Here is a 14854-nt window from a genome sequence, read left to right as displayed (position 1 = left end):
TCGGGAGAAAGCTATGCACAACACTCACGAATTAGTAACCCGCATGAAAAATGCGATGCAATTCCGTCTCCTGGCAGAACCTGAGGATCTACGAACAGAGCCTTTCCCTGGAAGCCTGTATCGCGACGAACGCGGATGCTTGGTGAAGGTTATTCGGTGTTCACGACTTCACGTTGTTTATCACCGTGAGGGATACAGGGACGCCTTAGAGATGGCGCGGCGAGAGTTTAGTTTGACGTTTACTGAGGTGAGTTCGTGAGCACATTAATTCAGCTGCTTGATCGCCCCATAGCGTATCAGCCCGCTTTTGCTCAGATAAGGGTGGGAAAGGTTAAGGCCGGGCCAGCAGCGGCAGTTCTGCTCTCTCAGTTTGTCTACTGGCATAACCGCATGGATGGCGACTGGATGTACAAGACGCGAGAAAACATCCGTAAAGAGACAGGGTTAAGCAGAGATGAGCAGGAAACTTCGAGGAAAAGGCTGGTCGCATTAGGCGTGTTGGAAGAGCAACTTCGAGGTGTCCCCGCGACCGTACATTACCGGATCAATTCTGAACGTCTTGAAGAGCTTTTATTGTTCTCAGCCAGCGCCGAATCACAGTTGGCAGCAACCCCGCCAACTAGAAGGAGGGAACCCCGCCAACTAGATGGCGGTAACTCCACCAACAAGATGGCAGGAACCCAGCCAACAAGTTGGGGCGAATCCTGCCAACAGGCTGGTGGGGATCCCGCCAACTTTCATACAGGAGATTACACAGAGACTACACAAGAGATCACACAGAACTCTTCGTCCGAGAATTCTAACGAATCCTCTGACACCAAAAAATTATCTGGGAATGACGCTCTTGCTCGCAAAGGCAAATGGGGAACCCCGGAAGACCAGCAGTGTGCTGAGTGGATCTTTGGTCGCATCAAGCGACTTTACGAACAGGCCGCTGAGACTGATGGCGAAGTTACCAGGCCTAAAGACCCAAACTGGACTGTTTGGGCGAACGAAATTCGTCTGATGCGAACTATCGACGCACGAACCCATCGGCAGATTTGCGACATGTTCAAACGTGTTCAGGGCGATCCGTTCTGGTGCCGAAACATTCTCAGCCCTGGGAAACTCCGTGAAAAATGGGATGAGTTAATTCTACGACTCGGGCCTGGTAACGGCAGCCAGTCATCACAGCGCGACGTAAACACCATTTCAGAGCCAGATAACACAATCCCTGAAGGCTTCAGGGGATGAAGATTCAAACAGGAGAAATTATGGAAACTGTACTTCAGGCCCTTGGGGCAATGAAAAAGGCGACGTCGATCGAAATCGCGGCGCGCACCGGAATCAGCCGGAATGAAGTGGTAAATCAGCTTTGGGATTACAAACGAGACGGGCTGGTTGCTCAGTACGGCATGAGCTGGTCGCCGGCAGATCCGGAGGTGTCCACAGAGCAGGACACTGTAAAAATCAGCGAGGCCATGATTATCGATGCCTTGCGTCAGCGCGGTGCGCAATCGACTGAAGAGCTGGCCACGGTTCTATCAACCACAAACCGGAAGGTTGCCGCCACGCTCGCTATGCCGATCAGCAAAGGGCGAATCACGCGCGTCAGCGATAACGGCACGTTCCGCTACTCCATCGCGGATGCCACCTCAGAAACCAACGAGCCAGCCGTAGCCAAAGATAACAAACCTGTCAGTGTCGCAGCCGTGCTGGATTCCATCACGCCATTCGCCGCGGCATGCCCTGATGATCTCATTGTCCCGACAGTGCGTGGAGTGAACCGCGAGCTGCGTCGCGCAAAAGCCAAGGTGGTCAAGCTTGAGCGGCTGCGTGACGCGGTCCGTGAAATTAGTAAACACAAGCGTCTCATCCAGGAGGTGATGCTGTGACGGCTGGCGTACTGCTTTGGATGGTCTGCGTGGTGCTAGTACTACTGGTGGTGTGTGGCATTTCCGCGATGTTAACTGACGGCTGCTGGGGGCATGACGATGACGACTGGTACTGAAATGCCGCGTTGCCCGACCTGCAACCTGATAACAGAGTTTGGGTTCAAAAACAGGGCATTCATCACCTCTGGGGTGCTTAAGTGCCCCTACAACCACCACCGAGCCGAGCAAAGTTTTCACTCCGGCTCTTCGAAGTTGACGATGAAACGCCTGCTGCGCGAGCAATGGGATATGAAAATCAACAAGGTTCAGGCAGGGGAGGAGACACAGTGAAAACATTGACAGCAGGCCAGGCGGTGATGGCGTTCTTCGAGACGCATGAAACCGCCACGGTAAGTCAGATCAGCGAGATGTATCCGGACGTAAGTTACTCAGGCATCGCATGGGCTCTTAAATCCCTGACAGACAAAGGCCAGGTTGAAGTAATCAAGATGCGAACAGGCCGTACACCGGCGATTTACCGGGCGGGAAGGGAGCTGGCGATGGAAGACTTGCCGATTACTGAGCAATGCCGCCGCAACTGGCATGGCTATCACATCCACAAGGTATTTGGCAGCGGTGGCAAGGTGAGGGCATGAGCATCAATATCTACACCGGTTGCCGGTAGGATAAAGGCGAGTAGTAGCAGGTGCTGTGGGAAATGTAAGGATATATTACCTTTGCAATCATGCTCTTGCGCAGAAGGCGCTGATTGCTGGGTAACAGCAGTTTAGTACGAAATTAAATTGTTACTGTATCGTGTCACGAGGTTTGCAAAAACCCCTCCAGTAATTTACTGTGTATATATACAGTGTTTCTGAGGGGGAGGTTATGGGTGGCAAAGACAGTAATTACACAATTGTCTATCGGGGCGATACGCTTGCCCGGATGCAGGAAGGGGAATGGGTTATCTTCCAGCGGGCTAAGGCCTATGGCGGTGGCTTTTGGCTCGGTCGGACATACAACGATTGCTTCTGGCTAGAGTTCGACAAGCCAACATGCTTATCCGATGCCATCACATACATCGTCTCCTACAGCTCAATGCTCAACAGGAAACAAGAGTTTGATGACGAATTTCGGCTGGTGTAATCCTCAGGTTAGCTTTGTTGATTGCAGGCTTATGGGTTAATGAACCTATTAGTCTTCGTCTGTCGCTCGGTTTGATGGCGTTTAATCTGTACCGCAAATCAGACAACGACAAAAAATGCATCTTAAATGGAATTTCGCGCGTTCGGATCGACCGGGAAGATGGCGCCATACGCGGGTTATGAATTTTCATTTGGAACATCTTATGTTTATCAAAGAGAAAATGGTCGCTATATACGTCCCGGAAAGACTGATTCCCGGCATCTGTAGTTTTAAAGGGGATATTCTATTGAGTATCAACCGGTTGACTGTCGAGGGAGGTTTCAGTCTGAAAAAGGGCGAGTTTGTAACCTCTGTGGATCAATATGAAAGGATGCGAACCATGGTGGGTTTAAAAGACGAGAAACACAGTTATAATAAGTCCCAGGAGCTGAACCCTCCTTCTGAGTAATCGCTGCGCCAACAGAGTCAATTATGATGGCGTACACACATGCTTTAAGACCTTCGCACCGTTCACCCCTGAGCGGTGTATATGCTTATGCTGGTGGCCCGGCATGAGTAAAACCAAATGCAAAACCAAAGCGGAAAAGCTCCATCTTGCTCGTGTAGCTGAGCTCGGCTGCATTGTTTGCCGGAATCTTCACTACGGCGATACACCCGCTGAAATCCACCATTGTAGCGCTGGTACCGGTGTTTCCGGTCGTGCCAGTCACCACAGTGTGATCCCACTTTGTCATGCCCATCACCGTACTGGTGGTCATGGCGTTGCGGTACATGCAGGGCGCAGAACCTGGGAAGACAAATTCGGTACCGAAGATGAACTTCTGACGCAGACTCTCATTGAACTGGGGGTCTTCTATGCGTAACCGCTACCAGATAACCCCGATCGGGAAACCCCGCATGACGGTCCGCGATAAGTGGAAGCAGCGCCCGCCGGTGATGCGCTACCGCGCGTTCTGCGACGAAGTGCGCCTGCACGATATCCAGATCGCTCCTGCCAACGTGCACATCATTTTCATCATCCCTATGCCGAAAAGCTGGAGCCAGAAGAAGCGCAACCAGATGGACGGCCAGCCACACCAGCAGAAACCCGATATCGACAATCTGACTAAATCGCTACTGGATGCCCTGTTTGACGATGACTCCCACATCTGGGATGTCCGGACATCAAAGGTATGGGGTGAAGCCGGGCAAATTATCATCGAGGACGCAAAATGAATCTTGAATCGTTACCGCAATACTTTTCACCCAAATCGATGATGCCAGGCGCAGTACCATGCGGCATTACCGCTGATACTTTGACCATTACTGATATTATGGCTGCACTCGGTTTAGCAAATGCGAAAGCAGGTGTGGGGATTGAACTCTACCTTGCCAAAGCTGGCGTTCTGAACCCCGCTGACATTATTGCCTATATCGAGCAGATAGCTCTTTCACGTTCAGGTCGTCACGCAACGCTGAAAAGAATGGATAATCAACAGAAGCATAATTTTCTTCGTATCCTTGCAGGTTATGTATTCCGTGATTACTCCCTGAGTGCGGCCAGCCAGCTTCAGTGCAGCAGCTGCATCGGAAGCGGTTTTATCGATGCTGAGGTTTTCACAATGAAGTCCTGTCGCATTCGTGATACCTGGATGCCACAAGAGCAGGGAAGGGAGATCGTCAGGGTGATTTGCAAGCCATGTAATGGCAAAGGCCATCTCAAAAATGCGTGTCGCTGTCGTGGCCGTGGAGAAGTGGTCGATAAGAAGAAAACCGAGCTGCAAGGTCTGCCAGTGTATAAAGCATGCCCGCGCTGCAAGGGCAGAGGCTACCCGAGGTTAAAGGATACTGAGATATTCAAAGCGCTGGGTGTGACGGAAACGACTTGGCGTCGCAACTTCAAATTGTTTTATGAAAGGCTGGTTGAACACTGCCACATGGAAGAGTCCTACGCCGAGAATGTGTTGAAGAGCATCACTCGGTAATGTGTTTCCAGCTCAAGGCAGGCGCTTCTCTATTCTGGAGAAGGCCGCTTTGTGCCAGAAGCGGACGTTGCGGTAATCGAATTGTGTTAGTTAGTGAGTAACTGAAAAATATAATGGTTTGATGCAACTTGTTGAGACCGAATAAATTGTGCTGAGCTGGGCTTTCTGAAAATCAGGGGATTTTGACCATTCATAAATTTTATTGGCCGTTGTAATATCTGATTATTGATGCACATCCTTTGAGGGAATGTTCAATCCGTGTCTAAAGAAACGCATTTTTACTTGCCTCGCATTCTTACCGCAAATCCTGTCAGCGGTAAAAAGTATACTGAAGATGAGCTACTGCAGGCATCACCGTATCTCATCATACTTGCGGAGCCCGGCGCCGGTAAAACCGAGCTAATGCATAGCCTTGCACAAAGGCTTTCGACTCAGTCGATTGAGGCTAATTCGTTTCAATATCGAGCTGACAATGAATGTGGCCGTCCACTGGTGATCGACGGATTTGATGAACTGGCCAAGATAGATAAAGCCGGAATTCATCAACTTTTGGCGCTGGCTTTGAAAGCAAAACCAACACACCTTATTGTATCTAGTCGATCAAGTGAATGGAGTCATTCATCGACATCTCAGTTCCGTAAAATCTTCAACGTCGATCCGCTCGTGGTGTATCTTTGTGAATTCAGTCAAGATGAGCTGCGGACACTTTTCAGCTATCTGCATCCAAATGAGGACTTCGATAGCTTTGTGAGAGAAGCTAAACGTTTCGGAGTCGATGTCCTGCTGTCAAACCCTCAGTTTCTTCATCTGCTAGCAGCAGCCTATTCGGAGAGTAATGGACGTTTTTCGAGCCGGGAGGCGTTATTTGCTCAGTCCGTCAGGTATCAGGCTCGTGAAGAGAATCGCGATATTGCTATTCATGATGCTCCCTTGTCGGTTGAGCAAAAGATAAATATCAGTGCTGAGATCTTCACAAAACTACTGTTGTCGGGCTCGGAAGGGGTTGCGACAAGCGAACCAGCTGAAACCCGAGTTTATCCCTTCATCTATTCGCTGGCTGCATCTATCCCATCACCGAAAGGAATATTAGCCAGTAGGCTTTTCAGGCCTGGTTATCAGACAGATCAGCATCGTCCGGTGCATAAAATTATTGCTGAATATTCAGCAGCTGTTTATCTCACAAAACGAATCGGAAACTCTGCCGATCCATTGACGCTTCGCAAGTGCCTGAGCTTGATTGCGCCTGGTCACTACGTGAGGGACGAACTCAGAGGGTTACTGGGTTGGATGGCGGCATGTGGCGACAGCACTATGCAGCAGAACATCATTCAACTCGATCCCTACGCCGTGCTAGCCAATGGTGATCCCTCACAGCTTACAGTTAGCTCAAGACTTTTTCTGATCGCGCAACTTCAGAAACTTGAAAGAGAGGATCCCTTTTTCCGTCGCAATGACGCCTGGCGTCGCTTTAGCGTTACTGGATTTTTCACACCGGAAGTCATTGAAACCATCAGACCGCTATTAACTCCTCAAGGTGAAGGCCATCTTAGCGGTCTGCTTTTGGAGCTTCTCCAAGGTGTTGAGGACGCTCATGCATTATCGTCCACGCTATCTTCATTGGTATGCGATCATCTACTCGACCTACACACACGGTTTCTGGCCTCTGGATGTCTGCTTGGACTTAAACATTACGATTTCAGGCTGGAACTAGCGCGATTACTTGGGGAAGCCACATCTGATTCTTTGCGGGTCGCATCCGAAATTTACAGTGTTAGGGGGCCTGATTCGTTTGCGATCACTGAATTGTCCACTTTCCTACGTACCTGTTGCGGGCTGTATTTAAATCCGACAAATGAAAATGGCAACATCTCAACCGACCATTACTTTGTCAGTGTATTCATCTCCAAACTTCCCATCACCTGCGTTGAACCTTTGCTGAATATACTTTCTGATGGGCTGACGTGTGAATGTAAAAAAAAGAGCTTTGAATGTTATTGCCGCAACGGCATCAGCAAAATCATTGGTAAATTGCTGGACAACTACGTCGTTAATGCTGCGCTTCCGTTGGATCCGGTCAGCATATGGAGATGGGTTGAATACCTAAATTTTCATGAAACAATTTCGGCAGACAGAAGTGCAACAGTTAAGGTCCTTCAGCAGGATGCTACTTTGCGTCGGGGGGTTTACCGACACGTATTGTCCAATAACTTTGATGCTCATGCCCTTAGAGAAGCTCTGGATAACCACTTCCGATATCCCTACCACGCTCATGCTGGTCTTTGTTTCAAAGACGGCGATCAGGAATATCTGCTAAACATGGCTTTTGAGGAAGAAAATGTTGCGCTATGGCGTTTACTTTTCCCTCATCATTTCCGAAACCGTCAGATAACTGAGAGGAAAATCAACCCACTGAGGCAGATATGTCGCCGCCATGCTTTAAGTAATCCTCGTTTTATGCAGGCATGGGTTAGCGCGGAACGAGGTATGAAGTCACTGGGCCGACCGGATCAGAAACTCGCGCGTATGTCTCGCAGAATGAAACTGCGTCGGGAAGCAAAGCGGGCAATGAATCTTCAATGGATTGATTCACATCGCGATGAGATTTCGCAGGGTATGCAATGGGGAGTTTTGGACTCCTTTGCAAGGACAATGTTGTCACAACCAGATAATCTCGCCTCAAATTTTGGTGACAGAAACTTAGTTGAACAATCTTTAATTAATTGCTTACAACATATATCGCCACATATACCCGACCTTCGTGAGCTTACCCGTCTCAAAACTGAAGGGGAAACATATGGCATGAGGTATATCTTTTATGCAGCGTGTATGCTTCTTTTTGAAGATCATGGCACACTTGCATCTCTTGATAAATCGGTGCTTAGCATTCTTAGGACTGAGACCAATCATGGTAATAGCGAAGGGGCTCGGTTAACACATAACGCGATGATGGAGAATGTGGACCAATTATTGTTTCCCGCAGGGAAGGGGACAGAAATTTTTCTCCGAGACTATCTTGAGCCTCAGCTTGAATATCCTCATCCCCCGCTGGAACTAATCATGCAGCCTTCAGTGTTTGATTCAATCCGCGGGCAGTTAGCTATCGAATGGCTGGGCCAATATGGGACACTCCCCCTCAACACCGCCAGAACTCTTTTTAAGCTTGCTTGCAGGGAAGCCTCTCCAACTGAACTGTGCCATGTGATTACCAAGCGTTGTGAGGAGCTCCAGTCCTCGCATACAGACAACATTGGTGACGACAAGCAAGAGGAATTACGTCTCTTCTGGTTAATTCGCGCCTTATATTTTTTGCCGGAGTTCCCCGCAGATTACTGGCAAAGAATTATCGCCGACAAACGCAATCTGCTCAGGTTTAACTCGCTTTCAAGAGGGATAAATCGTGAAGACACACAGCACTGGCCTTCACTAAGTGCGGAAAAGCTAGGTTCGATTCTTGAAAGTTTCATCGGGCAATGGCCTGTTATGCGGAGTTCCCTCCTGTCACAGAACCAACGCAACGAAGACGAAGATGCGTGGGATATTATGTATGTGATCGTTGAAAGGATGGGCACTACCGAGCCTTCCAAGGGAATTCCGGTTATTAAGCGGCTTCTGGAAATGCCTTTATTGCAACCTCTTCATTCAGAGCTTAAAAGCGCGCTGGTAACACTTCAACGAGAAAGGTTGTTCAGGGACTACTCGCCGCCATGCGCCCACGATGTCACAGAAGTACTTAATCACGATGGAGTAGTAACTGTTGAAGGACTGAGGGAAAGCGTTTTGTATCAACTGGAGGTGTATCAACAGCATATCAACAAGGGAGAGTTCAACACTATCAGGCAGTTTAATCCCAACGGGAATCGGCTTGACGAGGAATCGTCGAGAGATATCATTGCAGAATGGCTCCGCATTGTGCTTCGACCCCAGGGTATTACTGTTGTTAAAGAGCATGAGGTAAACAATGAAAAACGCGCGGACATCTCTGCCTCAAAAGCACACCGCGATAGACGTCTGCTGCTGATGATTGAAGTGAAAGGCCAGTGGCATAAGGCGATCTATACGGCACCCTATGAGCAACTGTATGAACTTTATTCTTTAACACCCGATGCGGGCATGCAGGGTATCTATATTGCGTTGTGGTTTGGGCAACATGAGAAGGTCGCAAATACATATAAACATGAATTGAAAAGTGCAGAGGAACTTAGGCTGGCCATTATTAAAAAACTCCCCGCTGAGCTGCATAATCAGATAGATGTGTTCGTACTGGATCTCTCAAAGTGAGCTTTTTGATCCGATAAGGATGAACTTCCGCTTTTCGCTCGCAGCGGACCGGAATCAACCAAACATCTCCTTTGTGCCGAAAATGAAGGTTGTTTACATGATGCTTTGTTGATTTTTGATGAGCATTTCACCGAAAGTAATACCTTCAAGTTAAAGGAGTGTCAGATGGATTTAGAAACAGCCCGTTTAAAGCTCGAACCCTATAATGACTCTCATTTCGAAGGCTTGAGGGTAATGGATAGCGACCCCAGTGTGATGCGTTATATCACCAAGGGTATTGTCAAAACGTCTGAAGAAACTTGGGAAGGTATCAGGCGTGTCCAGGCTCGTTGGGATAAATACCAATTTTCGTGGTGGGCTATCAAAGAGAAGTCTTCTGGCGTCATCGTTGGCGCAGCTTGCCTCCAACATCTGGCAAACGTGGATGGTGCACCATTAGAGATTGGCTGGCGTCTTGTCCCGGAACATAATGGCAAAGGTTATGCGACGGAGGCAGCTAAAGCGATTATTTATTTCGCGGCGGAACGGGTAGGTACTACTTATTTAGTTGCAGTTGCCGATCCCGAAAACACCCCCTCGCATCGAGTGATGCAACGGTTAGGCATGACTTACAAAGCAGTAGAGCAGCATTACGATGTGCCATGTGTGGTGTATGAGCTTAACATCCGCAGGGCTGATTAAGCCTTGGTTATACCGGTGTAAACTAGGCGATCTTGACAGACAGTTTTAACCCTATGCTGTTGTTGCAAAGATGGCGGATATTGGCTAGTCTCATCCCAACGATGGGAATCTATGCTCATAACGTTACGAAAATTTAAACCTCGCCTCGGCGGGGTTTTGTGTTTTCAGGGTGTCTGCTACGCAAGCCCAAAGTAGCAATCCTACTTATAACAGCCAGAATCGCTCCCCCGGATTATACTTCTCTTAACATCATGAGAGGTGGCTATGAGAGAAGGTTACTACTGGATTCAGTACAACGGTGGAAGGCAGATTGCCTACTACGTCCCTGAAGAGGGCTACGATTTCATTTCAGGGGAAGCAATCATTGGGGTCTGGTATGTCACCCGAGGCCATGACCTTTGCAATACCGGTGAAGTTGAGGTTCTCAGTGGACCTATTGAAGAACCGAAGCCATAACCATAATCCTATTGCATGAACCGATATCAGAACCTTGCGTAAGCAGGGTTTTTTATTTCCTAAAATTCATACCAGCGCAATAGCCGCGCTGTCAGTCGCCAATCCCCAGTTTCATCTTGCTGCCGTTCCGAACCAGAGTTATCTGTATGTCATCACATAACGAAACGGACATTAACCATGTTAAAACAGCAGGATATGACAGAAGCGGCAAAGGCCGTTTTTGAAGAACTGAGTACTGAACCGGCGACAGTTGGCGAGATTGCACAGAATACACACCTCACGCGCGAACGCTGCCAGTTAATACTGACGCAGTTGGTGATGGCAGGGTTATCTGATTATCGATTTGGATGTTACATACGCTTCCGCGCTTAACGGGCGGAGATAATTGCTGTGAAGAATGGGCGGCTGGTGGGTGTTGAAGCACTCCACCAGCCATTCGCTCATGCATTGTGGTCACAAGCGAACCAAGGCCCACCGCTTTAGCGCTAAAGCAGGGTGAGTCTAACTTAGTCTCGCTTACTGATCTATGAAAAACACTGTAAAAATAAACAGTATTGAGCTAATCAATGCTGACTGCCTGCAATACCTTGCCACTCTCCCTGATGACTCCATTGACCTGATCGTGACGGACCCGCCTTACTTCAAGGTGAAACCGAACGGTTGGGACAACCAGTGGAATGGGGACGAGGATTATTTACGCTGGCTGGATGGATGCCTTGCTGAGTTCTGGCGAGTACTGAAATCCACCGGCAGCATCTACCTGTTTAGCGGTCACCGGCTGGCATCTGACATCGAGCTCATGATGCGTGAACGGTTCAACATTCTGAACCATATCATCTGGGCTAAACCTTCCGGTCGATGGAACGGGTGCAATAAAGAAAGCCTGCGCGCCTATTTCCCAGCGACTGAGCGCATCCTGTTTGCAGAGCACTATCAAGGCCCGTACAAGCCAAAGAGCGACGGATATGCGGAGAAGTGCCGCGACCTGAAACAGCACACACTGGGCCCGCTAATTGACTATTTCCGCAATGCGCGTGATGCCCTGGGTGTCACGGCCAGAGACATAGTCGCAGCCACCGGCAAAAAGAATATGGTCTCTCACTGGTTTAGCGGTAACCAATGGCAACTGCCGAACGAGAGTGACTACCTCAAGCTGCAAAAGCTTTTTGACCGCATCGCCAGCGAAAAGCACGCGCAGCAGCTGCTTGATAAACCACACCACCAGCTGGTGGAGAAATACCACGTTCTGAACCTGACGTATGGTGAATTGATACAGGAATACAAATCCCTGCGCCGCTATTTTGCGGTGAATGTTGAAGTGCCTTATACCGATGTCTGGACGCATAAGCCTGTTCAGTTTTATCCAGGCAAACACCCATGCGAAAAGCCTGCTGACATGCTGGAGCAAATCATAAGCGCCAGCAGCAGACTGGGTGATGTGGTTGCGGATTTCTTTATGGGGTCAGGCTCGACGCTGAAAGCGGCATTGCGGTTAGGTCGTAAAGCGATTGGCGTTGAGCTGGAAACAGAACGGTTTCGACAGACAGTTGATGAAGTAAAAGAATTAACTCAGCCTTAACGGCTCATTCAATGAGCCGAATAAATGAGTTATTCGGCTCACAAATCAAGCCTCGGCATTCGCCGGGGCTTTTTCATATCTGAGTCACTCTCACCAAATGAAGTCCTCAGATTCGTTCGTCATCTCAATAAAAGGTAATTGTATGAAAAACGTACTTAAAGCAGCCATCGGTATTGCACTTGTTTCTCTGTCAGCTTCTAGCTTTGCCCAATCCTATGAAGGATATCCCGATATTCCCGGCACGACTGTTGGGTATGCAACTCAGGTTATGGATTATCAACCAGGCCCAGGAGTCGGCGAAGATTATCAACATACTGAAGACACATTGGGGCAACCTAACTACTATACCGAGGGTAATAGTTTTGCTCTCGGCCAGGGTGGCAGTTTGGTGCTTGCGTTCACCCCATTTGAAATTAAGCCATCAGGCACATCGGAGTCAGACTTCTATGTTTATGAAGTCAATACTTATGAACCTTGGGATGCGTATGTGTCCAATGACATGATCAACTGGGTAAAAGCTACACCATCCTTCTCAGACACTACGGATGAGTCTGGTGGCTCAAAAGGGCGCGGCTCAGTCGTTGGATACGACATTGATGCTATTTCGCCGACTACAAATTATAAATATGTGAAGATTGTAGATACCAGTAATTCAACATTTACGAATACTGCTGGGTCTGATATCGATGCCGTCTTAACCACAAGTGGTCAATATACCGGCGGTGGTACAATTGTTGATACAGACTCTCGTAATGGCATGGTATTTAACCTTGAAAAGGATAAAGCGACTGGAGCAGTTGATGTTAAGACAATTAGCAAAGATGGCAGTGTCGAACATATCATGTTCTCAGAAGATGACAGCCTGGATCCAATCGCTTTGTCAGTACAAGGCAACTTTGATTGCGATGATGCTAAAGACATCAACGTGCTTGCTACCCGTAAATCTGACGATGTTCCAGTGAACATTATTAAAGATCAGCAGGGTAATGATATTGCGACGATTGATAACTCAATTACGAACTAATAAATAAGAAATCTATAGCCCACATTGGTGGGCTTTTTTATTTGTTATCTCGAATGGTCACAATTAAATCATGGTTCACCATGAAAAAAGGTATTGATATGAATAATATTCTAAAAGCAGCCATAGGTCTTGCTATGGCAACACTTTCCGCCTCAACCTTCGCACAGGTTTACGCTGGTTACCCAGATATTCCTGCAACAGGTGTTGGCTCGGCAACATCTGTTGTTAGTTACTCGCAAGGACCTGGAGTAACTCCACCTCATAATACGGCTGAATATGCGTTAGGAGAGCCGAATAACCAATCGTTATCATTAGGGCGCAGTGGCGATATTGTCCTGACAACTTCACCAATGTCTGTATCCGGTGACAAAACTTCTGCTTCTGATTTTTATGTGTACGAGTCTGTTGCCTATAGTGCATTTGATGTATACGTATCTGACGATAATATTAATTGGACAAAGATGGAAGTCGCGTATTCTGCTAATAATTCCACTGGTACTGTCCATGGTTTCGATATTGATTCCTTAGGTGCGGGGACCTATAAATTTATTAAGATCGTGGATACTAGCAACGAGTCTGGGAGTACATCTGCAGGTGCAGATATTGATGGTATAGTTATCGCAAGTGATAAATACACTGGTGCTGGTGAAATTGTTGATACGGACACACGGAATGGTACTGTTTTCAACTTGGAAAAAGATCAGGACACAGGTGCCGTCGATGTAAAAAAGATCAGCAAGGATGGCAGTGTAGTGCACATTCCTTTTTCAGTAGATGATAGCCTGGAGCCAATTACCTTATCGTTGCAGGGTAACTTTGACTGTGATGATGCAAAAGACATCAACGTCCTGGCAACCCGTAAAGCTGATGATGTTCCCCTGAATATCATTAAAGATCAGCAGGGCAATGACATTGCGACGATCGACAACTCTGTTACCAACTAACCAGAAATAAAGCCTCAAGCCCTGCGCTATTGCGCTGGGCTTTTTCATGTCAGCGCACCGCAATGCGCGAACAACCACATCGAACCCAGATCCTTTGAAATGAGCCTTTGAAGAAGTCAGTTTAGTGCTGGCGAGCCTTCGATGGGCTGATTTCTATTGCGGCAAAGGCTCATCTCAAAGTAAGGCAATACGCTATGACAGAAGTAACCGTAGTCCCTGAGTTAAAAGTAATAATCATTGGTGGCAATGTTTGTGCAGCCTCAAACATGAAACCCAAATTTTTGTGCTGTGATACGAGCGCCGATTCCGATTGCATGGTTTGCTAACATTTTTATCGTCTCAATGCCGCCAGTTTTTACAGCGTCCGAAAGTTGAGAGCCAGTTGGCCCTTTTACACTATCAGGCATCAATTTCAGCGATTCCAATCCTTTTGGAGTAAGTGTCACATTGACAAAAACATGGTCTCTTTCTGCCCCATAGCAAAGGAACTCAGCGTTATTTAGCCACTTAATCGTGGCTTCAATAATTTCTTCTTCAATGCTATATCGCATTGTCCCATCTATAGGGTCTTCTGAAGGGATTGTGTCTTTTTGCAGATAGTCTTCCGTCTTTAAATGTATGGGGAGAGGGAAGGAGTCGTATAAGTCAGCAAAAACTCTGCCTGCAATCTCATCAAACCTATCAATATTGGATTTACTCATGGTTAAGCTCTCCCGTGAAGAGGCCAAAGAAAAGGCTGAAATGATAAGTGAACTGACAAAAGTTGTTGGTATGCAATTGTCAGGAGAAATGGACTTTGTAAGGTCCAGGGCATATTGGGAATTTCGACTTCCTGATCTGCCACGAGAGTATCTAGCCGAAGCATTGTCTTATGCCCTTGCCATTGAATCTCGCCACCGGGTAATTCGCTCAAGCTAAAGTGAAGGCTC

At 47.8% G+C, this 14854-nt stretch carries 17 protein-coding genes and 1 pseudogene; 17 read left to right on the top strand and 1 reads right to left on the bottom strand.

Annotated features, from left to right (window positions below):
* Positions 1 to 13: 13 nt before the first annotated feature.
* The 16 genes and pseudogenes from A8O29_RS13325 to A8O29_RS13250 all read left to right on the top strand — a co-directional run bounded on the left by A8O29_RS13325 (position 14) and on the right by A8O29_RS13250 (position 13925).
* Positions 14 to 259 carry a DUF4222 domain-containing protein gene (locus tag A8O29_RS13325; RefSeq protein WP_125354773.1) on the top strand — a complete coding sequence of 82 codons (246 nt, stop codon included), beginning with the start codon at positions 14 to 16 and terminating at the stop codon, positions 257 to 259.
* The gene (locus tag A8O29_RS13320) at positions 256 to 1233 is read left to right on the top strand and encodes a primosomal protein I (RefSeq protein WP_174081343.1); all 978 of its coding nucleotides are present in this window, start codon (positions 256 to 258) and stop codon (positions 1231 to 1233) included. The genes A8O29_RS13325 and A8O29_RS13320 overlap by 4 nt, the downstream gene beginning before the upstream one ends.
* A gap of 20 nt (positions 1234 to 1253) precedes the next feature.
* Positions 1254 to 1874, top strand: a complete 621-nt coding sequence (locus A8O29_RS13315) for a DUF1627 domain-containing protein (RefSeq protein ID WP_125354772.1) — start codon at positions 1254 to 1256, stop codon at positions 1872 to 1874.
* A gap of 99 nt (positions 1875 to 1973) precedes the next feature.
* The gene (locus A8O29_RS13310) at positions 1974 to 2204 is read left to right on the top strand and encodes a hypothetical protein (protein WP_125354771.1); all 231 of its coding nucleotides are present in this window, start codon (positions 1974 to 1976) and stop codon (positions 2202 to 2204) included.
* Entirely contained in the window at positions 2201 to 2509 is a 309-nt protein-coding gene (locus tag A8O29_RS13305; protein WP_125354770.1) for a helix-turn-helix domain-containing protein, read from the top strand. The genes A8O29_RS13310 and A8O29_RS13305 overlap by 4 nt, the downstream gene beginning before the upstream one ends.
* A gap of 232 nt (positions 2510 to 2741) precedes the next feature.
* Positions 2742 to 2999: a lF-82 gene (locus A8O29_RS13300; RefSeq protein ID WP_125354769.1), complete on the top strand. Its 258-nt coding sequence runs from the start codon at positions 2742 to 2744 to the stop codon at positions 2997 to 2999.
* Between the two features lie 551 nt (positions 3000 to 3550).
* Entirely contained in the window at positions 3551 to 3862 is a 312-nt protein-coding gene (locus A8O29_RS13295; protein ID WP_125354768.1) for a Ref family recombination enhancement nuclease, read from the top strand.
* Entirely contained in the window at positions 3855 to 4214 is a 360-nt protein-coding gene (locus tag A8O29_RS13290; protein WP_125354767.1) for a RusA family crossover junction endodeoxyribonuclease, read from the top strand. Before A8O29_RS13295 ends, A8O29_RS13290 begins: the two co-directional genes overlap by 8 nt.
* Positions 4211 to 4963, top strand: a complete 753-nt coding sequence (locus A8O29_RS13285) for an antitermination protein Q (RefSeq protein WP_125354766.1) — start codon at positions 4211 to 4213, stop codon at positions 4961 to 4963. The genes A8O29_RS13290 and A8O29_RS13285 overlap by 4 nt, the downstream gene beginning before the upstream one ends.
* A gap of 258 nt (positions 4964 to 5221) precedes the next feature.
* A complete protein-coding gene (locus tag A8O29_RS13280; RefSeq protein WP_125354765.1) occupies positions 5222 to 9241 on the top strand; it encodes an NACHT domain-containing protein in 4020 nt (1339 codons plus the stop codon).
* Between the two features lie 165 nt (positions 9242 to 9406).
* Entirely contained in the window at positions 9407 to 9922 is a 516-nt protein-coding gene (locus A8O29_RS13275; protein ID WP_125354764.1) for a GNAT family N-acetyltransferase, read from the top strand.
* 264 nt (positions 9923 to 10186) lie between these two features.
* Positions 10187 to 10378, top strand: a complete 192-nt coding sequence (locus A8O29_RS22780) for a hypothetical protein (RefSeq protein ID WP_125354763.1) — start codon at positions 10187 to 10189, stop codon at positions 10376 to 10378.
* A 135-nt stretch (positions 10379 to 10513) separates the two neighbouring features.
* Positions 10514 to 10750, top strand: a pseudogene (locus A8O29_RS22775) (hypothetical protein); the annotation flags it as partial.
* 154 nt (positions 10751 to 10904) lie between these two features.
* Positions 10905 to 11957: a DNA-methyltransferase gene (locus A8O29_RS13260; protein ID WP_125355281.1), complete on the top strand. Its 1053-nt coding sequence runs from the start codon at positions 10905 to 10907 to the stop codon at positions 11955 to 11957.
* A 142-nt stretch (positions 11958 to 12099) separates the two neighbouring features.
* A complete protein-coding gene (locus A8O29_RS13255) occupies positions 12100 to 12981 on the top strand; it encodes a cell envelope biogenesis protein OmpA (protein ID WP_125355280.1) in 882 nt (293 codons plus the stop codon).
* 80 nt (positions 12982 to 13061) lie between these two features.
* Positions 13062 to 13925, top strand: a complete 864-nt coding sequence (locus tag A8O29_RS13250; RefSeq protein ID WP_246316613.1) for a cell envelope biogenesis protein OmpA — start codon at positions 13062 to 13064, stop codon at positions 13923 to 13925.
* Between the two features lie 260 nt (positions 13926 to 14185).
* On the opposite strand, the gene A8O29_RS13245 is transcribed toward A8O29_RS13250, so the two are convergent.
* Complete coding sequence (locus A8O29_RS13245) at positions 14186 to 14626, bottom strand: hypothetical protein (RefSeq protein ID WP_125355279.1); 441 nt, start codon at positions 14624 to 14626, stop codon at positions 14186 to 14188.
* Here A8O29_RS13245 and A8O29_RS13240 point away from each other — a divergent pair.
* The gene (locus tag A8O29_RS13240) at positions 14625 to 14843 is read left to right on the top strand and encodes a hypothetical protein (protein ID WP_125355278.1); all 219 of its coding nucleotides are present in this window, start codon (positions 14625 to 14627) and stop codon (positions 14841 to 14843) included. The two genes, A8O29_RS13245 and A8O29_RS13240, sit on opposite strands and share 2 nt — an antisense overlap.
* The last annotated feature ends 11 nt before the right edge of the window (positions 14844 to 14854 follow it).

Source organism: Scandinavium goeteborgense (genome assembly GCF_003935895.2).
GTDB classification, from domain to species: domain Bacteria; phylum Pseudomonadota; class Gammaproteobacteria; order Enterobacterales; family Enterobacteriaceae; genus Scandinavium; species Scandinavium goeteborgense.
The sequence above is the reverse complement of the archived record's forward strand: the minus strand, read 5'-3'. Positions and strand labels throughout refer to the sequence as shown.